12 protein-coding genes and 2 pseudogenes are annotated in these 23,318 nt (G+C 60.7%); 3 read left to right on the top strand and 11 right to left on the bottom strand.

From position 1 onward, the window contains the following. Positions 1–96 precede the first annotated feature (96 nt). Complete coding sequence (gene istB, locus AC0T4W_RS19385) at positions 97–852, bottom strand: IS21-like element helper ATPase IstB (RefSeq protein WP_476321779.1); 756 nt, start codon at positions 850–852, stop codon at positions 97–99. Positions 853–869: 17 nt separating this feature from the next. Then, positions 870–2,390, bottom strand: a pseudogene (gene istA, locus AC0T4W_RS19380) (IS21 family transposase). A 172-nt stretch (positions 2,391–2,562) separates the two neighbouring features. Between istA and AC0T4W_RS19375 the strand changes: the two are divergent. Continuing rightward, positions 2,563–3,222 (top strand): YitT family protein, encoded by a 660-nt coding sequence (locus AC0T4W_RS19375; RefSeq protein WP_476321777.1) that lies wholly within the window; start codon positions 2,563–2,565, stop codon positions 3,220–3,222. Between the two features lie 198 nt (positions 3,223–3,420). Here the strand turns inward: AC0T4W_RS19375 and AC0T4W_RS19370 are convergent, their stop codons facing one another. The 9 genes and pseudogenes from AC0T4W_RS19370 to AC0T4W_RS19330 form a co-directional block, all read right to left on the bottom strand. Further along, on the bottom strand, positions 3,421–7,413 hold the full coding sequence (locus AC0T4W_RS19370) for an NACHT domain-containing protein (RefSeq protein WP_476321775.1): 3,993 nt from the start codon (positions 7,411–7,413) through the stop codon (positions 3,421–3,423). 2 nt (positions 7,414–7,415) lie between these two features. Next, positions 7,416–8,657, bottom strand: a complete 1,242-nt coding sequence (locus AC0T4W_RS19365) for an ATP-binding protein (protein ID WP_476321773.1) — start codon at positions 8,655–8,657, stop codon at positions 7,416–7,418. A gap of 193 nt (positions 8,658–8,850) precedes the next feature. Continuing rightward, positions 8,851–12,951 (bottom strand): DEAD/DEAH box helicase, encoded by a 4,101-nt coding sequence (locus tag AC0T4W_RS19360; RefSeq protein ID WP_476321771.1) that lies wholly within the window; start codon positions 12,949–12,951, stop codon positions 8,851–8,853. A 257-nt stretch (positions 12,952–13,208) separates the two neighbouring features. Continuing rightward, a pseudogene (ilvD, locus tag AC0T4W_RS19355) lies at positions 13,209–15,055 on the bottom strand (dihydroxy-acid dehydratase). A gap of 293 nt (positions 15,056–15,348) precedes the next feature. Then, positions 15,349–16,203, bottom strand: coding sequence for an ABC transporter permease (locus AC0T4W_RS19350; protein ID WP_476321769.1), 855 nt, complete (start codon positions 16,201–16,203; stop codon positions 15,349–15,351). A 10-nt stretch (positions 16,204–16,213) separates the two neighbouring features. Then, complete coding sequence (locus tag AC0T4W_RS19345) at positions 16,214–17,446, bottom strand: ABC transporter permease (RefSeq protein WP_476321767.1); 1,233 nt, start codon at positions 17,444–17,446, stop codon at positions 16,214–16,216. Between the two features lie 189 nt (positions 17,447–17,635). After that, positions 17,636–18,709, bottom strand: coding sequence for an ABC transporter substrate-binding protein (locus tag AC0T4W_RS19340; protein WP_476321765.1), 1,074 nt, complete (start codon positions 18,707–18,709; stop codon positions 17,636–17,638). A gap of 35 nt (positions 18,710–18,744) precedes the next feature. Further along, positions 18,745–19,857 (bottom strand): ABC transporter ATP-binding protein, encoded by a 1,113-nt coding sequence (locus AC0T4W_RS19335; protein WP_476321763.1) that lies wholly within the window; start codon positions 19,855–19,857, stop codon positions 18,745–18,747. A 275-nt stretch (positions 19,858–20,132) separates the two neighbouring features. Further along, positions 20,133–21,329: a class I SAM-dependent rRNA methyltransferase gene (locus tag AC0T4W_RS19330; protein ID WP_476321761.1), complete on the bottom strand. Its 1,197-nt coding sequence runs from the start codon at positions 21,327–21,329 to the stop codon at positions 20,133–20,135. A 185-nt stretch (positions 21,330–21,514) separates the two neighbouring features. Here AC0T4W_RS19330 and AC0T4W_RS19325 point away from each other — a divergent pair, with 185 nt between their 5' ends. Both AC0T4W_RS19325 and mutM read left to right on the top strand, forming a co-directional pair. Next, positions 21,515–22,327, top strand: a complete 813-nt coding sequence (locus AC0T4W_RS19325; RefSeq protein ID WP_476323807.1) for an HDOD domain-containing protein — start codon at positions 21,515–21,517, stop codon at positions 22,325–22,327. A gap of 83 nt (positions 22,328–22,410) precedes the next feature. Further along, the gene (gene mutM / locus AC0T4W_RS19320) at positions 22,411–23,223 is read left to right on the top strand and encodes a bifunctional DNA-formamidopyrimidine glycosylase/DNA-(apurinic or apyrimidinic site) lyase (RefSeq protein ID WP_476321760.1); all 813 of its coding nucleotides are present in this window, start codon (positions 22,411–22,413) and stop codon (positions 23,221–23,223) included. The last annotated feature ends 95 nt before the right edge of the window (positions 23,224–23,318 follow it).

Raw genomic sequence — 23,318 nt, 5'->3', positions numbered from 1 at the left:
CACGCCATTCGGACACTCAGCCCACGCTGATCCGGACACCTGTTCCACGGTCATCCGGACAGGCAGTCGGAGCGCAGCGACGCAGGATATGCATTGTTAGTCTGAGGTGCCCGGCGTCGTCAATTTCTTCGCCCGCTTGCGCATCGATTCGCCCTTCAAATTGATCCGGTAGGCGTTGTGCACCAGGCGGTCGAGGATGGCGTCGGCCAGGGTTGGATCGCCGATCAGTTCGTGCCAGTTGTCCACCGGCATCTGGCTGGTCACGATGGTCGAGCGTTGGCCGTAGCGGTCGTCCAGCAGCTCCAGCATGTCGCGGCGCTGTTCGGTGGTGAACGGTGCCAGGCCCCAGTCGTCGAGGATCAGCAGGTCGGTCTTGGCGTAGCCGCTCATCAGCTTGGCGAAGCGGCCGTCGCCATGGGCCAGGCCCAGCTCTTCCAGCAGCCGCGGTAGGCGCAGGTAGCGCACGCTGTAGCCGTCCCGGCAGGCCTGGTGGGCCAGGGCGCAGGCCAGCCAGGTCTTACCGACGCCGGTCGGGCCGTTGATGATCAGGTTGAGGCCGTCGCGTAGCCACAGACCGCTGCTCAGCTGGAGGATCAGCGCCTTGTCCAGCCCGCGCGGGGCGCGGTAGTCGATGTCTTCGAGGCAGGCGTTGTGCTTGAGCCGGGCCTGGCGCAGGCGGCTGCTCAGGCGCTTGTCGTCGCGCTCGGTCAGCTCGCGGTCGACCAGCAGGCCGAGGCGTTCTTCGAAGCTCAGGCTGTCGATGTCGGGCGTTTTCAGTTGTTCGGCGAGGGCTTTGAGCATGCCGTGCAGGCGCAGGGTCTGGAGCTTATCTAGGGTTGGATGGGGCAGCATGGTGGGGTTCCTTGGGTTCAGTGGTAGTAGCCGGGGCCGCGCAGGTTGGCATGGTCGTCCGGTAGCAGGGGCAGGTTCTGTTGAGTCAGCGGCAGGTTTTCCAGGCCTTGGCGCAGGATCGATTCGAGGCTCTTGTAGCTACAGGCACCGAGGCTCAGGGCGCGTTGGCAGGCGGCTTCCAGCCGCTCTTCGCCGTGGTGCTTACCCAGGCGCAGGATGCCCAGGCAGGCCCGGTAGCCATGCTGTGGATGCACGCGCCGTTCGAGGATGTGGCCGATCACCCCGGCGGTGTTCGGGCCGGTCTGCTCGGCCCAGCGGATCAGCCGTTGCGGCGTCCACTCGGCATGCTCGCGATGGCTCTTGGGCATGTGCTCGGTCTGCGTGCTGTGCCGGCCTTTGTGCAGGGAGCGTACGTGGCTGGCCACCCGCTGGTTGGCGTGGAAGCACTCCACGGTGCGCGCCGTCAGACGCACCTCCAGCTGCTTCTTCACCAACTGGTAGGGCACCGAGTAGTAATGCCCATCGACCTCGACGTGGTAGTCGATGTGCACCCGCGCCTTCTTCCACTCGGCATAGACGTAGGGCTGCTCCGGTAAAGGCCGCAGGGCCGGGCGATCCAGGCTGTCGAAAGCCGCCTGGCGGGAGCCCGGTAGCTTCTTGAACGGCCGTTGGTTGAGTCGCTCCAGCAGCACGGCGATGGCCCGGTTGAGTTCGTCCAGGGAGAAGAACTGGCGATGGCGCAAGGCGGCGAGGATCCAGCGCTCGACCACCTGCACGCCGACCTCGGCCTTGGCCTTGTCGCGGGGCTTACGCGCCCGCGCCGGCACCACCGCCACGCCATAGTGCTCGGCCAAGTCGCGGTAGCTGGGGTTGATGTCCGGTTCGTAGCGATGGGCCTTGCTCACCGCACTGCGCAGGTTGTCCGGCACCACGATCTCCGGCACCCCGCCGAGGAAGGCGAAGCAACGGGCATGGGAGCCCAGCCAGTCCGGCAACTACTGCGACCAGGTGGCCTCGGCGAAGGTGTAGCTGGAGGCACCGAGTACCGCGACGAATACCTGCGCCTGGCGGATCTCGCCGCTGTGACGGTCGATCACCGGCATCGTCTGACCTGCGTAGTCGACGAACAGCTTTTCGCCGACGCGGTGCTCCTGGCGCATCACCACATCGACCTTGCCGGCCCAGGCCCGGTAGTGCTCGCAGAACCAGCTGTACTGGAAGCCCTGTGGCTGGCCCAGCCGATACTCCTGCCAGAGCAGCGCCAGGGTCACGCCTGGTCGGCGCAGCTCGGCATGCACCCAGGCCCAGTCGGGAGTTGGTCGTTGCTCAGAGGGGATCTCCGGCGGTGGCGGGAACAGGCGCCGCTCCAGCTCGGCGTCGGACAACTCAGTAGGGAGCGGTCAGGAGAGGCCGCAGGCCGTGAATCGGCAAAGGTAATCACCGGCACTGCTGTGACCTATGCCCAGACTGCGGGAGATCTTACGGACAGACAGCCCGCAATCGAACTTGAGGCGCAACACTTCACGGATTTTACGCATGGATAAACGCTCCACGACGACCTCTCTGCTTCGAAAAAGAGGCCAATGGTAGTGAATAAATCCTGCGTAGCTGCCTGCCAGAAAGTGTCCGGATGGCTGTGGAATCAGTGTCCGGATGCTCGTGGAATGGGTGTCCGGATCAGCGTGGAATCACTGTCCGGATGTGCGTGGAATGGGTGTCCGAGTCAGCGCGGAATCCGCAGATCACGCCGAGCCGGATCGTATTGCCGCGATCTTTATCCGCCACCCGCTTTGGGAAGATGGCCTGGCGCTGCTCATGGGCACGGCCATGGTTGCGTTGGGGATCACCCTTTACAGCCAGGCCGGCCTGCTGACTGGCGGCACAGTGGGGCTGGCCTTTTTGATGAAGTATTTACTCGGCTGGCCGTTTGGCCTGGTGTTCTTTTTGATCAATCTGCCGTTCTACGCCTTGGCCATCTGGCGCATGGGCTGGCCCTTCACGTTGCGCACCTTCTGCGCGGTGGGGATGGTCTCGCTGTTGGCCGAGTTGACCCCGCAGTGGATTGGCTTCACCCACCTGAACGTGGTGTATGCCGCGCTGTTCGGTGGTTTTGCCATGGGGCTGGGACTGCTGATGCTGTTCCGCCATCGCGCCAGCCTCGGCGGGGTGAATATCCTCGCGTTGTATCTGCAGGAGCGCTTCGGCCTGCGCGCCGGCAAGGTGCAGATGAGCATTGATGTGCTGATCGTGATGGGCGCGGTGATGGTGGTGCCGCTGGACAAGGTGGCGCTGTCGATCCTCGGCGCGCTGGCGCTGAATATGGTGCTGGCGATCAACCACCGCGCCGGGCGCTATATGGGCGTGAGCTGAGGGTTTTAGACCGTCTATATGCACGTTAGATGTTAGGTGCGAAGGGTAGTGGGTGCCGTGCACGCGCGTAGGTTGGCGTTGAGCGCAGCGAAGCCCAACAGGCAGAGGCATGCTTCGCAGGGCTTCGTCGCTTTGCTTCAACGGACTGCCGCTCGCCGCAATCTATGGCTTAAGCAACACGCAATGGCGACATCACCTTTAGCTCGGCCAACTCACATCCAGCACCCGTACGAATACACGCTGGCGCTCCTCATCGTTCAGTAAGGCTTCGAGCCGGGCTTGCAACTCTTGCGCGGACTTGGGCTTCTTGCCGCCGTCCAGAGTGGCGGGCATTGGGTGTTTCGCGTCGTTGAACCAGAGCACCAGATATATTCCATAGCCTCGGGATTTAGGTGCATTGGTGTATTGCGCTATCAACTGGCTACGCAAGGCCTTCCAGAGATCACGGTGGCTGTCGCGCTTGATCTCGATGGGCAGAGTGAGCTGATTGCGATAGTCCAGGTAAAGGTCGGCACGCTTGTCGCCTGCGTGATCAGCTTCTGGATTGATGCCAATGCCATGAGCACTCAGCCGGGGGCGTGTAACAGTCAGTAGATAATCACGACAACGGTTTTCAGCCTGTGGCGTCGATGAATCGATCCAGAACTTGTGCAAGCCGTCATCATTAGCGTGCCTTAAGTCATGCGAGATCTCATCGAGATAGCCAAGGCAAAGTGCTGCCAGGTCTGCGTTGTCGGCTGGCGCTCGGTTGGCGAGGACGCTGGCTACGGATTCGACAGTGGAAAACCTGAACTGCTCTTCGCGACGTTTACTGTGTTGCTGGTGCAAGGTGTCTTGAATCTTGTAGCGCAGTTGCTGCAGCGCGGGCTGCTCAAGCAACTGCTGGAGAATTTTCTCCGCTTCGGGCGTGGTGCTGGCGCCAAGCATGTCGATCATGCTGCGTACCTGATCGGCGCGTTGCATTGATTCGCTGACGAAACCACTCGCTCTTTCGAAGTCGGCGCTGGGTGTGATGAGTTCGACCAAGCGGCCCAGTGTGTATTCGGGGATCGTTGAACTACGTATTCGGCTGGTTCGCCTTTCACAGAGATATTCTGCGGCCAGCGCAGCACGGGTATTGGACTTGCCAATATGAAGCCAGAGTTGTTTCTCGTAGCGCTCCGGCTCCAGCAGCAATGCAAGGCTATACCAGAGGGTTTTTTGTGCACTGTCCATGCCTTTCAGCGTGAGCTTGTGTTCAACCAGAGGTTTTAATTGAGCTGCGGCCTTGGCATGTAGGACCTCCAGCAGTCGCTCAAGGGTGCTCAGTTGTTCTTTTTTCGCGCGCAACGGAAAACTCTTCAGTATCTCGGGAGCAGCGAGTGCTGCAACCTGATCGAATGCATCGCTTTGGCTGATCAGGTAAACCATCTCAAGCGACGTATCACCTTGCTTGAGTGCGGCGGTGGCGTAGCGGATGAGCAGGTTGGCAAACAGTGCAGGCCGCTGTCGGGCGGTTTGGGCAAGCCACTCCTGCAGCTCCAGATGAACAGTGGAAATCCGGAAAGCCAATAGTTGTTCGGTAAGCGTGTCAGGTAACGCCAAAACCTGAGCTGAGTCTTCTTCCCACAAGAGCTGTAAGCCGAGCAGGCAGGCCTGACTGATCCTGTAACGCTGCTTTTTTAAATAGAGCGCGATGATTTCATCAGCGCTCGGCAGATCGGTTCGTTGCAGGCTGAGTTTGAAGCCAGACTCTGCAGCGTACATCAGGCGGTTGCCAAGATCGCTGTAATTGGCGAAGCGTTCGCTAATGGTTTCTCCGTGGATGTCGGAGAAATGGTTTAGCCAAACGCCAGAGAGGTGATCGAGCACATGTGCCGGAGCTGCACCTGAGGCAATTTTGGGCAGATGGGGAGCCGCTTCGATAGCGCGTCGGTGCCTATCCTCTGCTGCCTTCTGTTGCTTTTGTAGTTTTCTGGCTGAGTTTTTCAGGCGCCACTCGGGAATTTCCCAATAGAGATATTTCTCCAACCAAGGTGCGCGTGTGGGGTTTTGACACATCCATTCTGCAAACGCCTCTAGCGATAAGCCTTGGGAGCCCCGCTGAAACTGAAGGGCCTCTACAGCATTTAGCAGATGCCGGCGTGATATGACTTCGTCCGTAGAAGAGGCCATCTCCAAGTGCCACATGCCTATGTCCGCAGGTGGTTCGCTACCGTAAAAGCGTGGCGAGTGCAGAGGCTGAGTAGATTCCCGTTCAATGCAAATGGCGAGTACACCCTTATATCGATCTGGGTGCTTTGCAAGCCAATCTCTAATTTGGGGGATAGAGTCGTCGTTCTGAATAACATAGGGATCTGTATTACGGCCTACGCCCAACCATGTGAACAACTCAGCATTAGAGGCTGCGTCGCCCCATCTCGCTAGAACTTTAGCGACTAACGAGCTTAGTGCTACAGGCTGCTCTTCATCTTCGTACTCATCGCATTGAGCATTTATTCGATGTGCAAAACCATTTAAAAGCGCTTTTAAGTGATGATCAGGTGCAGTTTTTTCTAACTCATATTTCCAGAAGAACCGGTAGTGCCCAACCATACTTGCTTCTTTGGCCGGGTGTAGGTATTGCAGGAGCTCATCAGCTTCAAGGTAGTCTGGGTATAAATGAATTAGAAGCCTGCCAAGAAGTTCATCATCAGGGTCCTCTACCTGGTTCGTGTGAATATCTACCAAAAGACCTTTGGCATCGGTAGGACTACAGAGTTTGAACCATGCTTTCAAAGCTCCACTGCGAAGCCTTAGCCATAAGCTGGCATCTTTGATTACCGATAGCAGCGTCTCTGCCAATTCAGGCATGGCTGCGCCGTGCTGGAGGATTTCCAGCACACAATCCATATGCGACAGGGCGGCCTCATCGCGATTTTTGTTTTGCAGAATGGCGCGGAAGTCGTCGTCCAGTTCTGGATCAGCCAATGCGCCGAACGCTTCCTGGTCATGGTGCAGGTGCCAGCGAAAACCCGGAAAGGCTTCGGCCTGTTTGCGTAAGGCTTGCAGCAAAAGGCGTTTGTCTGCCTCGACAAAAGGGCAGGCATCGCCGTAGAGCACGATGCCCAAGGGGTCGATATCGATCAACCTGTGCCTGGCAGTTACGCTGCATTGCGCCAACCAGGCGAACAAGCCCCGTAGATCGGCCACTACGCCACCGTCATAGCCAAGTAGCAGGTTAAGTAGACGTCCTAGAGGAAGCAGGTGTTTGTCGAGCTTGTTAGCCAGCCAGGCGGCAGCCAGGTATTCGGCCACGCTACGGTGACAGGGGATTAGTTGTTCATCATTATTTTGGCCTGAAAGAATAAACAGACTGCTTTGCAGGGCACGCTCGGCGGCTGTCGAATCTTCTGGCGATAGCTGTTGGACAGTGGGGAATTCGTCGTTGCCAGCTTCTTCATCCCGTGCAATACCGCTCTTGCCTGCCAGCAGCAGGGTGGCAAAGAGTTGCCCGGCGGCCTGCATGATTGTCTTGTCATCAACAGCATTGTTTCTCTTGTGGCTGCGGTGGCGACGGTCGTTTTCATGAGCGAGCTTCTCGCAAGAGAGTTGGTAAACCTCCTCCCTGCTTTTGGGCCACTGCTCTGCCCGGATTGCCTTGGCAATAAGACCTAGCGTCTGGGGATTGTTCAGCAGCGGTTTGATGCCGTGTCGCTCAGCCAGTGCCACGAAAACATCTGGATCTGCCACCCCATGGTTAAGCTGTAGGATCTCGCGGATATCGCTATCTGTCAGAGGTGAGAGTTGCAGGGTAAGCAGCTTGCCATCCGGGCTCAGGGTCTGCAGATCGGCTTTGTCCATCGAGCCGAGCCAGTCGGCCGCTCGGCAAGATAGGCGGAACGCAGGGCAATCAAGCTGACGCAACTGATTGGCGATGCGTAGTGCCAGGCTATCTGTACCAGAAGCACGGGCCTCATCCATGGCATCAATGAACAGCGTTTTACCGCGCCAGTGTGGTGGTATGGGGTGACTGTTGATAAAAGTACTGGCCGTGAGGAATTCGCCGCCCGTCTCTTTGGCTTCCATTTTCAGCGCTTCGCTTTTACCGGCACCCGGCTCGCCGAGTAACACCCAGGCGGGCGTCTGGCGGAAATCGCTCAGCGGTTGTTCTGCTTGCGCTCTTTCTTCATCGTTGTGAAGGGGGCGTACCTGACGGACTACGGATTTCATCGCTATTCCAGCCAATGGCTGGTCGGATAGGAGAGAAATTCGGCCAGAGAGACGCCGCCCTCGCCGACGATCAGTGCGCGCGCGTGGGGGTAGTGGCTGCTGAAGCGTTCCAGTCCTTTGGGCTTGGCGAACGTCTTGCCGCTCTTGACCTCAATGGCCAGCAGGCGCTTGCCGTCGTGCAGGATGAAGTCGACTTCGTCCGGGCTTTCGCGCCAGTACTGCACCTGGCAGTTATCGCCGGCGCTATTGCATAGGTGAGCGCCTACAGCGCTTTCCACCAGCCTGCCCCAATGTGAGCGGTCGGCTTGGGCCTCGGCGAAGCTGTAGCCACTTAATGCCGAGATCAGTGAGGTATTGAGGGCGTTGAGTTTGGGGCTTGAGCTGCGCTGGCGGTGTTGTTCGCCGGCATATTTGCTGAGGCCTTGGAGCAGGCCAGCATGCCCCAGCAGGTTGAGGTAATGGGCGAGGGTCACGGTATTGCCGGCATCCTGCAGTTGGCCCATGAGCTTGGTGTAGGAAATGATCTGGCCGGAGTAGTTGCAGCTGAGCTCGAACAGGTTCTTCAGCAAGGCCGGCTTATCCACGCGGGTCATCTGCAGGATGTCTCGCTCAATGTTCGGGTGGATCAGGGTGCCGCGAATGTAGTTTCGCCAGCGCGGCTCATCGTTGATCAGTCGGGCGCTGCCGGGGTAGCCACCGAAATACAGATATTCGTCCAGGGATAGATCGAAGGCTTCCTGCATCTCGGCATAAGACCAATGGCTCATGGCGATGGTCTCGAAGCGTCCGGCCAGGCTTTCGGTCAGCCCCTTTTGCATCAGCCAGGGCGATGAGCCCAGCAGGATTACATGCAGATTGAGCCCGGCGGCGCGGTCGGCGTCCCATAGGCCTTTGACGACCTCTGACCAGCGCGGGATCTTCTGGATTTCGTCCATGGCCAGAACGTACGTCTGGCCCTCCGGCAGCGCCTTGGCTTCGGCGCGGGCGCGCAACCAGTGCTGGACGATCCATTCGCTTGTGGGGGCTTCCCCCGCAATACCATAGGCGCTGCTGGCATCTCCCCCAAAGCTCTGGGTATCAAGCGGCTGATCCGTGGCCACGAAGCTGTGTGGATAGCGGAGCAGAACAGTTCTGACCAGGGTGCTTTTGCCTACTTGGCGCGGGCCGGCGACCACGATGATGAAGTTTGGAACCTCCCCCAGGCGTTGGTGCAGAAGGTCAGACTGAGAGCGCTCGAAAGGCATAGTTAAATCACTGAGTAAATTTACTCAGTGATTTAAGTCGGATCTGGTGTGCATGGCAAGTCGCAGGCCAGAAAAGAGTTATCCGCGTCACTCGACGCTGCTGGTCTTGCAGATACTGCAGGGCCAAGCAGGCTGGTAATTGAAATGATGTGGATAGCGCTGACCAGATGGATGCACTACATGCCGTTTGTCCTCATTCCCCCTTGAGCAAGCCAAGCAGCGCATCAGCATCTACCTTGGCGCTTATTTCGCCGCCTTCCAGCAGGCTGTCGGCGAGGTCGCGTTTGCGGCCGTGCAGGGCGACGATTTGTTCTTCGATGGTGTTTTCCGTGACCAGGCGGTAGATGGTCACCGGGCGTTGTTGGCCCATGCGGTGGGCGCGGTCGCTGGCTTGGTCTTCCACGGCGGGGTTCCACCACGGGTCGAGGTGGATCACGTAATCGGCGGCGGTGAGGTTGAGGCCGCTGCCGCCGGCCTTGAGACTGATCAGGAAGATGTCGCCCTCGCCGGCCTGGAAGGCATTGACCCGCTTCTGTCGCTCTTTGGCCGGGGTGGCCCCATCAAGGTATTGATAGCTGATGCCCTGCTCATCGAGCCAAGCACGGACGATGCTCAGGTGGTCGACGAACTGGCTGAATACCAGGGCCTTGTGGCGGTTCTCCAGCAGCTCAGTGACGATCTCCCCGAAGGCTTGCAGTTTGCTGCCCGCCAGCGTGCTGCCGGGTAACACCAGTGAAGGGTGGCAGCAGAAACGTCGCAGGCGGGTGATCTCTGCCAGAACCTGGAAAGGCTTGCCAGCATCCGGGTCGAGCTGGTTGATGCTCTCCACTGCCTGCTGGCGCAGGGCTTCGTACTGGTGCACTTCGTCGGCGGAGAGCGGCACCTTGTAGGTGATTTCGGTGCGCGCCGGCAGCTCGTCGAGCACCTGGCTTTTCAGGCGGCGTAGGATAAACGGCTGGATCAGTGCTTTGAGTGCCCGCCGCGCGCCGGCATCGCCCTGCTCGATGGGGTTAGCGAAGCGCTGGGCAAAGCTGTCCTGGCTGCCGAGCAGGCCAGGGTTGATAAAGCGGAACAGGTTCCACAGCTCGCCCAGGTGGTTTTCCAGCGGGGTGCCGGTGGCGATCAGGCGGAAGTCGGCCTGCAGGCCCATGGCCGCCTGGGAGCGTTTGGTCTGGGCGTTTTTAATCGCCTGGGCTTCGTCCAGTACCACGCTGGTCCAGTGTTGAGCGGTGAAGGCGGCGCTGTCTTGTTGCAGCAGGCCATAGCTGACGATCACCAGATCCAGCGGGCCGAGGCCTTCCAGGTTGCGGTTTTGCTGGTAGTCGTGGAGCTTGAGGGTCGGCGCGAAGCGGCTGCTCTCGGCGTGCCAGTTGAGCGCTACCGAAGTGGGCGCTACCACCAGCTGCGGGCCAGAACCTGCGCGCAGCAGGAGCAGGGCCAGGGTTTGTACGGTCTTGCCCAGGCCCATGTCGTCGGCCAGGCAGGCGCCGACGCCCCAGTGGGCCAGGCGCGCCAGCCAGGTGAAGCCTTCCTGCTGGTAATCGCGCAGCTGCGCCTGCAGGGTGCTGGGGAGCTTGGGTTGATAGCTGCGCAGCGATTCAAGTTTGTCCAGGTGCGCCTGCCACTGGGCGCCGGCCTTGAATTCGCCGACTTCGCCGGCCAGATCGGCCAGTAGCGGCGCGCTCAGCGGGCTGAGGCGGGCGCCCTGATCGGTGACCTTGTCGGCCAGGTGGGCCAGTTCGCTCAGGCGCTTGTGCAGGGTGTCGCTGAGTGCCAGCCAGTCATGCTCGTTGAGCTTGAGGAAGCGCCCAGGGCTGGCCTTGATCAGCTCCAGCAACTGGCGCAGCTGCAGCACCTTGCCATCGTCGAGCTGGATTTCGCCCTGCAACATAAACCAGTCGCCCTGCTGCTTGAGGCCGAGCTTGAGTTGGCTGATGCCGGGCTTGGCCTTGATGCGCATTCGCTCGCCTTCCGGCCACACGCATTGCAGGTGTTGGCCATCCAGGGCGTGCAGTTCGCTGAGTACTTGCAGGGCGTCCTCGGGTTCTTCCAGTTGCCATTCCTGGCCATCGCTCTCGGCCAGAGCCAGGCCGGGGCAGCTCTCTAGCACATGCTGCAGAACCTGGCGCTCGGCACTCAGGTCGCGGCAGACCTGCACGGCTTTGCCGTCTTGTTCTCCCATCAGGTTTTCCGCGCCCTGGCCGGGGCGGCACCAGCTACCTTCGGCCAGTGGCCGCACTAGCAGTTGGAGGCGCAGACCGGCCTGCAGGGGCAGCAGGTGGGCGTAAAGGGTGGCGTCGGCGGGGAGCTGTTCGAGGTGGCCGGCCAGCTCGGGAATATCCGAATGAATCGGCAGCAGCGGGGCGATGGCGCCAATCGCCTCGACCAGTTGCGCCTTGGCCGACTGGGGCACGCTCAGGCCGTCGCCGACGATATCGGCGATCTGCTGCAACTCGCGGCTGACCGGATAGATCACCAGGCGGGTTGGGGTTTCCTTGTGCAGCATCAGCCCATCCTGCTCGCCGATACCGGCAGGCTCCAGGTGCAGATTGATTTGTTCGCCCTGCACCTGCAGGCGCAGGCTGGCCTGACCGCTTTGCAGGTCGATGCGCACGTCTGGGGCATCGCTCCAGTACAGGGCCGGATGGCCGACCAGGCGTGGCAGCGCCAGTTCGGCCGGCAGCTCGTAGTGGACGCCGCCGTAATAGGCGTGGCTGCTTTGGATCATGCGGATGGCCTGGCGATCCTGCTCGCAGAGGAAATCCATGGCATCGCCTTCTTCCACCAGGCGTCTGAGCGCCACGGCGCGGCCCTTGCTCCACTGGCCTTTGGCGCTGAGCTTTTGCTCACGCGGCTCGACGTTATTCATATAGCGGTTGAGGCTGATAAACCAGGCCAGGCGCGAGGTCTTGGCGACGGTTGAACTGCTCGCAGCCTTGCCCGGCTTGAGCAGGCTCAGGGCGGTGAGGGCGTGCTGCCAGGTTTCCTGGCGCTGGTAGAGATTGACTAAAGGTTGCAGACCGGCGCTTTGGTGCAGCTCGGCGAGTTGCCGGGGCTGGTTGAACTGCGCCGCCAGCAACGCATCGAACTCTGCCGCCAGCCAGGCGTAGCCCTGCGCACCGAGTTCATCACAGTAGTCCTGCAAGCGTGTTTTCCAGGCGTTCTGGCGCGCCAGCGGTTCGTCCAGCCAATACAGCGCTAAAGCCTGGAGCAACCCGTGCAGGCCGTTCAGGCTCTGTGGAAGCTGCTGCAGGCTGCCCTGCAGAGCCAGGTTATTACCCTGAAAGCGCTCATACAGGTGCAGCAGGCCGTTATACGCCGGCCCATAGCCTGAGCGCATGCCGCTATCCAGGGCCTGGGCGAGTTTGGCCGATTGACGCTGCTCGGGCATGCCGATCAGGGCCAGACTATATAGAGCATTGAGGGTAGGCGGCAGGTCGATTTTGCGTTTTTTGGTCTGCTTGCGTACGTCCTTCAACCAGGCGTCGATCAGCGTCACCACGGCCTCGGTCTGCCCGCTTAACAGGTGCTGGATGGCTTGTTGCATCATCTCCAGGCCATGCTCGCCGAGCTTTTCCAGGGTCTTCCAGTCGCCGCGCCAGAAAGCCTGCAGCAATAGCTGCAGGCCCAGGGTGGTATCCAGCGTACGGGTGGTGAAATGTGCCAAGCCCAGTTGGTAGGCCTGGCCGACCGGCATCAGCGGGGCGTTGCGCAGGGCCAGGAAGTCTTCCAGCAACAGCTGACGTGCCTGTTGCGCGAGACATTCGAATACCTGCTGGCCGGCGGCGTCGCTTTGCAGGATGGTGAAGGGATGCAGCTCGAGCTGCTGAGCTCTGGAAAGCTGCTGGGAGAAGTGCAGCAGGGATGCTGGCAATAACGTGCTGTCGGGGTTGAGCAGGGCCAGCCAGAGTGCCTGTAGCGCATGCCCTTGGTTGGGGGGTTGCCAAGGTTGCAGTGCTGGCAGGTCGAGCTGAAGGCAATGCAGCCAGGCGTTGCACTGGCTGTGCTGAAGCAGACGCTGCAACACCAGGGTACGTTGCTGGGCGGGCAAGCAGAACAGCTCTCCGGTGTTGCGCCGTTCAATGATCAGCCAGCCAAGTTTTCCCAAGGAGTCGAGCAGAATGGGCAGCTTGCCTGCGTCCAGCAGTTTGCCTTTGTCGTCCTGGACGTTCATCGCCCTGAGCGGTTTGAGCAGCGCCGTTTTGCCCTTGCCGGGAAAAGCAGTAACCAGGGCGAAGAGCACGGCCTGGCAGTTGTCGGGGAGGGAGTCGAACGTTAGACGGACGGCGCTCATGGGGTTCCTTAGCGGAGAGGCTGGCTGCAGTGTGCGGATTTTATCCGGTGCGGGTGAGCTCTGTGCAAGCAAAGGCGCCGACGGCGCAATGGCTAGAGCCGATGTCTATTTGCAATGCTTGTGTACTCGTAGGGCGGACATGCCGAAGGCTTGTCCGCCATTTCGGGCGCCAACGGTGGACAAGGCTTCGCCATGTCCACCCTACAAGAGCTCCGTTGCTTGGCTCAAGCGAGCGGCATTGCGGTCGTGCGAGTCTGTTAAGGCACCAATTTTTCCAGCAGCGCCTTGTCGCGCACCGCGCCCTTGTCGGCGCTGGTAGCGAGCAGGGCGTAGGCTTTTAGCGCTGTGGTGACTTTGCGTGGACGGCTTTCCACCGGTTTCCAGCCCTTTTTGTCCTGCTCGTGGCGGCGGTGAGAGATTTCCTCATCGCTGACCAGCAGGTTAATAGTGCGTTCGTGGATATTGATCAGGATCTTGTCGCCTTCGCGCACCAGGCCGATAGCACCGCCTGCGGCGGCTTCCGGCGAGGCGTGGCCAATCGACAGGCCGCTGGTGCCGCCGGAGAAGCGGCCGTCGGTGAGCAGGGCGCAGGCTTTGCCCAGGCCTTTGGATTTCAGGTAGGACGTCGGGTAGAGCATCTCCTGCATGCCTGGCCCGCCTTTCGGGCCTTCGTAGCGGATGATGACGATGTCACCAGCCTGCACTTCGTCGGCGAGGATGCCGCGCACGGCGCTGTCCTGGCTTTCGAAGATTTTCGCATTGCCTTCGAAGACATGGATCGACTCATCCACCCCGGCGGTTTTCACCACGCAGCCGTCGAGGGCGATATTGCCGTAGAGCACGGCGAGGCCGCCTTCCTGAGAATAAGCGTGCTCGACGCTGCGGATGCAGCCGTTTTCACGGTCGTCATCCACTGTGTCCCAGCGGGTGCTCTGGCTGAACGCGGTCTGGGTCGGGATGCCGGCCGGGCCTGCGCGGAAGAAGGTGTGCACGGCTTCATCGTCGGTCTGGGTGATGTCCCACTTGGCGATGGCCTCGGCCATAGTCTTGCTGTGTACGGTTGGCAGGTCGGTGTGCAGTAGGCCACCACGGGCCAGGGAGCCGAGGATGCTAAAGATCCCCCCGCTCTATGCACGTCTTCCATGTGGTACTTCTGGATGTTCGGCGCGACTTTGCACAGCTGCGGCACTTTGCGCGACAGGCGATCGATATCGCGCAGGTCGAAGTCGATTTCGCCTTCTTGGGCGGCGGCCAGCAGGTGGAGGATGGTGTTGGTTGAGCCGCCCATGGCAATGTCCAAGGTCATGGCGTTCTCGAACGCCTTGAAGTTGGCGATATTGCGCGGCAGCACCGACTCGTCGCCCTCGCCGTAATAGCGTTTGCACAGCTCAACGGCGGTGCGGCCGGCTTGCAGGAACAGCTGCTCGCGGTCGCTGTGGGTGGCCAGGGTCGAACCGTTACCCGGCAGGGCGAGCCCTAAGGCTTCCATCAGGCAGTTCATCGAGTTGGCGGTGAACATGCCAGAGCAGCTGCCGCAGGTCGGGCAGGCGCTGCGCTCGTATTCGGCGACGGTCTCGTCGCTGGCCGTATCGTCGGCGGCGATCACCATGGCGTCGACCAGGTCCAGGCCGTGGCTGGCCAGCTTGGTCTTGCCGGCTTCCATCGGCCCGCCGGAAACGAAAATCACCGGGATATTCAGGCGCAAGGACACCAGCAGCATGCCGGGGGTGATCTTGTCGCAGTTACTGATGCAGACGATGGCGTCGGCGCAATGGGCGTTGACCATGTACTCCACGGAGTCGGCGATGATCTCGCGGCTCGGCAGCGAATAGAGCATGCCGTCGTGGCCCATGGCGATGCCGTCATCGACCGCGATGGTGTTGAATTCCTTGGCCACGCCGCCGTGTTTTTCGATCTCGCGGGCCACCAGCTGGCCCATGTCCTTCAGGTGCACATGGCCGGGCACGAACTGGGTGAAGGAGTTGGCGATGGCGATGATCGGCTTCTTGAAGTCTTCGTCCTTCATCCCGGTGGCGCGCCACAGGGCACGAGCGCCGGCCATATTGCGGCCATGGGTGGAGGTCTTCGAGCGGTAATCAGGCATGGCGGATTCCTGGATTAATCAGGTGTCGGGTTATGTGCGAGTGCCTGTGGCCGATAACGCACGGCAGGTAACCGTTGGTTTGGCGTGCGGGGCGAAGCGGGGGATTACCGCTCACCCGGCCAGGACTTACAAGCCCGCCGGAGGGTAGTTGGCGAGAGATGCTGCGATTCTACGCCGCTCGGTGCGATGGTGGAACAGACCCTGGTAGCCCGGATGTAATCCGGGGCGATTTATCGGCCTGCTAGCTCCCGGATTGCATCCGGGCTACTGGGATGCTGCAAGGGCGTCCTGGCTTATTCGATCAGCTCAATTCCACGCAGGCGTTCGGCGCGGCGGCGCAGTAATTCGATGGTGACCAGTAGGGCGATGGATACCAGGATCAGCAGGGTGGCGATGGCGAGGATGCTTGGGTTGATCTGCTCGCGCAGGCCCGAGAACATCTGCCGGGGGATGGTGCGTTGCTGCGGGCCGGCCATAAACAGGATCACCACCACTTCGTCGAACGAGGTGATAAAGGCGAACAGCGCGCCGGAAATCACCCCTGGGCGGATCAGCGGCATGATGATGTCGAAGAACACCCGCAGTGGCGTGGCGCCCAGGTTCAGGGCGGCGCGCGCCAAGCTGTAGTCGAAGCCGGTAAGGGTGGCGGTCACGGTGATGATCACGAAGGGTGTGCCCAGCGCCGCGTGGGCGATGATCACCCCGAGGTAGTTACCGGCCAGGCCCAGGTCCGAATAGAAGAAGAACATCCCGGCGGCGGTGATGATCAACGGCACGATCATCGGCGACAGCAACAGCGCAGTAATCAGCCGGCGCATCGGCATATCGTCGCGGGCCAGGCCCACCGCCGCACAGGTGCCCAGCACGGTGGCGATCAGGGTGGCGCAGATGCCGATGAAGAAGCTGTTCTTGATCGCCAGCAGCCATTTGTCATCGCTGAAAATGGCGCTGTACCAGCGCAGCGAATAGGCCTCGGGCTGGAAGGTGAGCATGCCTTCGGTAAAGCTGAAGAACGGCTCGACGTTGAACGACAGCGGGATGATCACCAGGATCGGCATGATCAAAAACAGCAGTACCAGCCAGGAGCTGGTCTTCAATAACCAGGCGCCGAGGTGGTGCCAGAAACCGTAGTAGGCGGGAATTTTCATCGTCTGTTCCTTAGCCCAGTTTGATATTGCTGGCGCCGACAAAACGGTCGTACAGCCAGTACAGCAGCAGGATTAAGCCGAGCAGCAGAGAGCCCAGCGCGGCGGCCAGTTCCCAGTTGTTCGAACGTTGCATGTGGAAGGCGATGATGTTGCTGATCATCTGCCCATCGGTACCGCCGACCAGCGCCGGGGTGATGTAGTAGCCGACCGAAATAATAAAAACCAGCAGCGCGCCGGCACTCAGCCCCGGCAGGGTCATGGGGAAATAGATCCGGGTGAAGGCCGGGATCGGCCGCGCACCGAGGGATAGCGCTGCGCGCAGGTAACTGGGATCGATGCCGCGCATCACGCTGTACAGCGGCAGAATCATAAACGGCAGCAGGATATGGGTCATCGCCACCACGGTGGCAAACGAGGTGTAGAGCATCTCGATGGGTTGGCCGATGACGCCGATGCCGAGCAGGAAGGAGTTGATCACCCCGTTGGTCTGCAGCAGGGCGATCCAGGCCGTGGTGCGCACCAGCAGTGAAGTCCAGAATGGCAGCAGCACCAGCACCAGCAGCAGGTTGGCGCGGTTCTCCGGCAGGCCGGCCAGGTAGTAGGCCAGTGGGTAGCCGAGCAGGGCGCAGAAGACGGTGATGACCAGCGCCATGCTCAGGGTCTTGCTGTAGAGCTGCAGGTAGATCTGCGTGTCTTCGCGCACCTGAATGCCGTGCTCCTGATGCAGTTCCAGGTCGAGCGCGGTCAGGTAGTAGTCATAGGTGTAGGGTTTGCCCGCGCGCTGAATGGCGAACCAGATGTCCGGCTTGTTCCAGTTGCGGTGCGACTTGAGCAGGACATCGGCGCCCTCTTGCTGCAGTTGTGCGTCTTGCAGGCGGCTGAGCTTGCGCGCGGTGGCCTTGACCACGCTGGACATACCCGCCGAGGCGCGGTTGAACTCTTCGGCCAATTTGCCGGACTGGCGTTCTTTGGCCAGGCTGTGCAGCTCCTGGGCGAACACGCTCAGGGTCTGTTGATCGGGTGTGGCTTTGCCGTCCCAGCGTTGCAGCTCGTGCAGGGTCAGCGGAATCAGTACGGCCACCGTAGGGTGGTGGACGCTGCGCCAGAGCATGCTGGCAATCGGTGCGACGAAGGTCAGCAGGATAAACACCAGCAGCGGCACGACGAACAGAAAGGCGGTTAGGCGTTTCTTGTTGCGGGCGCTGGAGGCCTGGCTGGCTTCGGTAGTGGTTAGGGAGGACAAACGGACTTCTCCGGTTGTAGGGTGGGTTAGCCGCGCAGGGCAACGACCTCGTCAGGCGAGGTCGTTTCTATGCGCGGCGTAACCCACCGAGCGGAATCAGGGGTGCCTCACTGGTGGGTTACGGCGCAACAAGTCCTGCGTGCACCGACAGGGCTGTACCATGCGCCTAACCCACCCTACGGACGGTTTTTACTTCAACAGCCACTCGTTGAATTTTTCACCGAGAGATTCGCCGTAGTCAGCCCAGAAGTCCGAACCGGCCTGGATGCCTTTGCTTAGGTGAGCAGTTGGCAGGTGCGGTGCGGCGCTCTGGTCAGCCAGCGGCATGGAGGATTTGCGGGTCGGGCCGTAGGCTACGTCCGGCATGCCGGCCAGCGGGGTGGAGCCGGTGGCGTAGGCGATAAACTTCAGTGCCAGGTCCTTTTTCGGCGAGCCTTTGACGATGGCCCAGGCGTCGAGGTCGTAGACGTGGCCGTCCCAGACGATAACGAAGGGTTTGTTTTCCTGGCGGATGGCGTCATAGAAGCGGCCGTTGGCCGATTGCACCAGCACCGCGCCGCCATCGTTGAGCAGTTGTGGCGCCTGTGACCAGGAGTCAAACCAGACGATGTCATTCTTGATGGTGTCTAGTTTGGCGAAGGCGCGGGCCTGGCCTTCTGGGGTCGACAGCACGTCGTACACTGCGCCTGGCGCGACGCCGTCAGCCAACAGCGCCCACTCCATGTTTACCTGCGGGCGTTTGCGCAGTGCGCGTTTGCCGGCGATTTTGTTGGTGTCGAAGAAGTCGGTGATGCTCGCGGCCTTGGTGTCACCAATGGTTTTCTCGTTATAGGCAAATACCACCGACCAGACGATATTGCCGACCGCGCATTCGCTGGCCAGGGCCTCGGGAATAAAGTCCTTATTGGCCGGTACGCCGTCGATACCAGCAGGCAGAGTGCTGTGGTCAAGGGTTTCCAGTAGGCCTTCGGAACAGGCGCGTTCAAGGTCGATCACTTCGAAGTCGACTACATCCCACTGGATATTGCCGGACTCGACCTGGGCTTTGATCTCGGCCACACCGCCGGTGTAGTCCTCGAACAGGACCTTGACTCCGGCTTCCTTCATAAAGGGATCGACCACATGTTTCTGCTGGGCCGCGCCATAGGCACCGCCCCATGACACGACCGTTAGGGATTCTTGCGCACTGGCGGCGAAACTTGCCGTGCCCAGGGCGGCGGCAAGGGCGAAGGTGGAAAAGCGGGTGGTCAGTGTTCTAGCCATGCTGTGCTCCATTGCTTCTGTTTTTAGTTATGAGGTCAGGTTGGTGTGGCGGGACGATCCAGGGCCTGGCTGTCTTGCGGTAGCCAGGCCAGGGCGACTTCTTCCTTGGCGCTGAGTTGCGGGGCGCTGCTGTCATTCATGTTCTTCACCACCAGCTCGGTGCCGCCTGCGGTTTCGAAGTGGTAGCGGATGTATTCGCCGACGTAATGCCGGGTGACGAAGCGCGCCATCACCTGGTTGCCAGTGCTGCCGAGGCGCTCGGTAAAACTGAGTTTTTCCGGGCGGATCGATACGGTGGTTGGTAGGCCGACTTGCGTGCAGTTGGCTTTTAGTGAGCTGACCAGGCCGCCATCTTCCAGGCGCACTTGCACGCTGTCCTCATCAACGCTTTCGATTACGCCCTTGAGCTTGTTGCTCTCGCCAATAAAGTCGGCGACGAATAAATTGGCCGGGCGCTCGTAGAGTACGTGGGGCTGCGCGCACTGCTGGACGATGCCGTTGTTGAACACGGCAATGCGGTCGCTCATGGTCAGCGCTTCGGTCTGGTCGTGGGTCACGTAGATCACGGTGAAACCGAGCTGTTCGTGCAGGCGCTTGATCTCGAACTGCATCTGTTCGCGCAGTTTCTTGTCCAGCGCGCCGAGGGGTTCGTCCATCAGCACGATGTCGGGGGCGAAGATCAGTGCGCGGGCCAGGGCCACGCGCTGGCGTTGGCCGCCGGAGAGCTGGCCGGGGAAGCGGTTGCCGAAATCCAGCAGCTCGACCAGCGACAGGTATTCATCGACCTTGGCCTGAATGACGTCTTTGGGCTGTTTGCGGATTTTCAGCGGGTAGGCGAGGTTTTCGCGCAGGGTCATATGCGGGAACAGCGCGTACTGCTGGAACACCATGCCGATATTGCGCTGATAAGGCGCGATGCTGGTGACCGAGCGGCCGTTGATCAGGATCTCGCCGCTGGTTACGTCCTCGAACCCGGCGAGCATCATCAGGCAGGTGGTTTTACCCGAGCCGGACGGGCCGAGCAGGGTGATAAATTCGCCCTTGGCCACATCCAGGTTGAAATCCTTGACCACTAGATTTTTGTGGTCGTACGTCTTCTTGACGTTGGTGAATTGCAGGAACGGTTTGTCCCCAGCCAGGTCAGCCATACCCCTCCCCACATGTGCTCTGAACAGACAGCGGCTTGTGGCCGTTATCTGCATACTTGAATGCGTGTGCCCGTTTCAATGCTGTAACGGGTACTTGTTTGAATATTCAAGTTAGGCAAGCACTGTGCCAGCCCGCTGCGGCACATCGCGAACGCGGCAGTGCTGGGGTCTTAGCCTAGTCCAGACGCGGGGTTGCGCCAGATGGGTGTGGGGAGTGGTAACAGCGCGGGAGAGAAAGAAGCACCTGCCGAGACGCGCTCGACAGGTGCGGGTGCTCAGCTATTGGGCAGCAGGCGCACGGTCAGGCTCTTGATATAGCGGGTCTCATTGATGGCCGGGTGTACCGGATGATCCGGACCCTGGGCGCCGCGTTCGAGCAACTGGATATTGCGGTCCAGGTGGCGGGCGCTGGTCAGCAGGATGTTCTGCAGGTTGTCTTCTTCCAGGTGCATGGAGCAGCTGGCGCTGATCAGGATGCCGTCCTTGTTGAGCAGGCGCATGGCCTGTTCGTTCAGGCGGCGGTAGGCACCTTCACCGTTCTTCTGGTCTTTCTTGCGTTTGATAAAGGCCGGTGGGTCGGCGACGATCACATCGAAGCGCTCTTCCGAGGCTTTTAGCTGTTTCAGCGCCTCGAACACATCGCCTTCGACGCAAGCGACCTTATCGGTAAGGCCATTTAGCGCAGCGTTGCGTTCCACGCCGTCGAGGGCGAAGCCGGAGGCGTCGACGCACATCACGTCGCTGGCGCCGAACGCCGCCGCTTGCACACCCCAACCGCCGATATAACTGAACAGGTCGAGCACACGCTTGCCTTTAACGTAAGGCGCCAGGCGCGCGCGGTTCATGCGGTGGTCGTAGAACCAGCCAGTCTTCTGGCCTTCGATCACCGGCGCTTCGAACTTCACGCCGTTCTCTTCCAGGGCAACCCACTCAGGCACTACGCCAAACGGGGTTTCCACATAACGCGCCAGGCCCTCGGCGTCGCGGGCGGCGGAGTCATTCTTGAGCAGGATGCCGCTGGGTTTGCACACCTGGATCAGTGCGGCGAGTACGTCGTCCTTATGGCGCTCCATCGTTGCAGAGGCCAGCTGCACCACCAGAATGTCGAAGAAGCGGTCGACCACCAGGCCCGGTAACAGGTCGGAATCGCCGAACACCAGGCGGTAGCAGGGCTTGTCGAACAGCCGCTCGCGCAGGCTCAGGGCGACGTTGATACGGTGCACCAGCAGCGACTTGTCCAGCACATGCTTGACGTCCCGTGACAGCAAGCGCGCGCAGATCAGGTTGTTCGGGCTCATCGCGACGACGCCCAGCGGCTTACCGCCGGTCGCCTCGAGGATGGCTTGATCGCCCGCAGCAAAGCCGCTGAGCGGTGTGGCGGCGACGTCGATTTCGTTGCTGTAGACCCACAGATGGCCGGCGCGCAGGCGTCGATCGGCGTTGGCTTTCAGGCGCAGGCTGGGCAGGGACATGCTGGGGACTCCGGAAAAAGAGCGGAATTATAGCGGGTTCATAAGGGGCGCGTCGGTTACAAAAGTCACCTGTGGAAGTGCCGGGGGTTTAGCTAGACTGTGCGTCACTTCTCATTCCGGTTGTCCCTGTCATGTCCCAAGAGCTTTCCGCCGAATATATCCAGCAAGTGCTGCAAGGCATCAGCGTGCCACCGCAGCCGCAGATCATGGTGGATTTGCAGATGGAGCAGGTGATGCCCAACCCTGACCTGCGCGCTATCGCCAAGCTGATCGGCCAGGACCCAGGCCTGTCCGGCGCACTGCTGAAACTGGTGAATTCGCCGTTCTTCGGCCTGACCAACCGCATTGCCTCGATCCAGCAGGCGGTCAACCTGCTGGGCTGCAACACGGTGATCAACCTGATCAATGCGCAGTCGATCCGTGGCGAACTGACCGATGAGGCCATCGTCACCCTCAACCGTTTTTGGGACACCGCCCAGGATGTGGCCATGACCTGCCTGACGCTGGCCAAGCGCATCGGCTACCACTCGCCGGATGAGGCTTACACCCTCGGCCTGTTCCACAACTGTGGGATCCCGCTGATGATCAAGCGCTTCCCCAATTACATGAGCGTGCTCGAGGAGGCCTATGCCAGCGCCACCGGCGAGTGCCGCGTGGTGGATACCGAGAACCGTCTGCTCAACACCAACCATGCGGTGGTCGGCTACTTCACCGCCAAGTCGTGGCACCTGCCGTTGCACCTGTGTGAGGCGATTGCCAGCCACCACAACGCCCTGGCGATTTTTACCGAGGATTCCAGCCGCGATGCGCAGCTGAAAACCCTGCTGGCGATTCTGAAAATGGCCGAGCACATCTGCGCCAGTCATCGCGTATTGGGTAACCAACCGGATGATTTTGAATGGCAGAGCATCGAACAGCTGGTGCTGGAGTATGTCGGCCTGTCCGGTTATGACTTCGAGAACCTGCGCGAGAGCATTCGCGACCTAGGGGCGAGTTAGCAGGCGCGCTAGCCTGCCTCGTCGCTGCGGGGCGATCCTGCTAAGGTAGGCGCCCGCTTGAATTGCTCAGCTGATCACTCGCTATGCCAGAACTTCCTGAAGTAGAAACCACTCGCCGTGGCATCGCGCCGTTCCTTGAAGGCCAGCGCGTCAGCCGGGTAATCGTGCGCGAACGGCGTTTGCGCTGGCCGATACCCGAAGACCTTGATATTCAGCTGTCCGGGCAGCGTATCGAGTGCGTCGAGCGGCGCGCCAAGTACCTGCTGATCAAGGCCGAAACCGGCAGTCTGATCAGTCATCTGGGCATGTCCGGCAGCCTGCGTCTGGTCGAGGCGGGTTTGCCGGCGGCCAAGCATGAACATGTGGATATTGAGCTGGAGTCTGGCCTCGCCCTGCGCTACACCGATCCTCGGCGCTTCGGCGCGCTGCTGTGGAGCCGTGATCCGTTGAGCCATGTGCTGCTCAGCAAGTTGGGGCCTGAGCCCTTAACCGAACTGTTCGATGGCGAACGCCTGTTTCAGCTGTCCCGTGGCCGCAGCATGGCGATCAAGCCCTTTATCATGGATAACGCGGTGGTGGTGGGGGTGGGCAATATCTACGCGAGCGAGGCGCTGTTTGCTGCGGGCATTGATCCACGCCGTGAGGCCGGTTCCGTGTCGCGAGCGCGGTATCTGACGCTGGCCGATGAGATCAAGCGCATCCTCGCCCACGCCATCGAGCGCGGCGGCACCACTCTGCGTGACTTTGTCGGCGGCGATGGTCAGCCTGGGTATTTCCAGCAGGAGCTTTTTGTTTACGGGCGCGGCGGTGAATTCTGCAAGCACTGCGGCAGCACCCTGCGCGAGGTCAAACTGGGTCAGCGCGCCAGCGTTTACTGTCCGCGCTGCCAGCGCTAAGAGCGCTGTTTACGATCTGAGGCGACAAATTCGGGTTTTACCGACCCCTTTTATGCCGAAAAAACCTGAGTACGCCTTTTATGGCGATTGACGGC

This window comes from Pseudomonas sp. C7.1, from assembly GCF_056312395.1.
The sequence above is the reverse complement of the archived record's forward strand: the minus strand, read 5'-3'. Positions and strand labels throughout refer to the sequence as shown.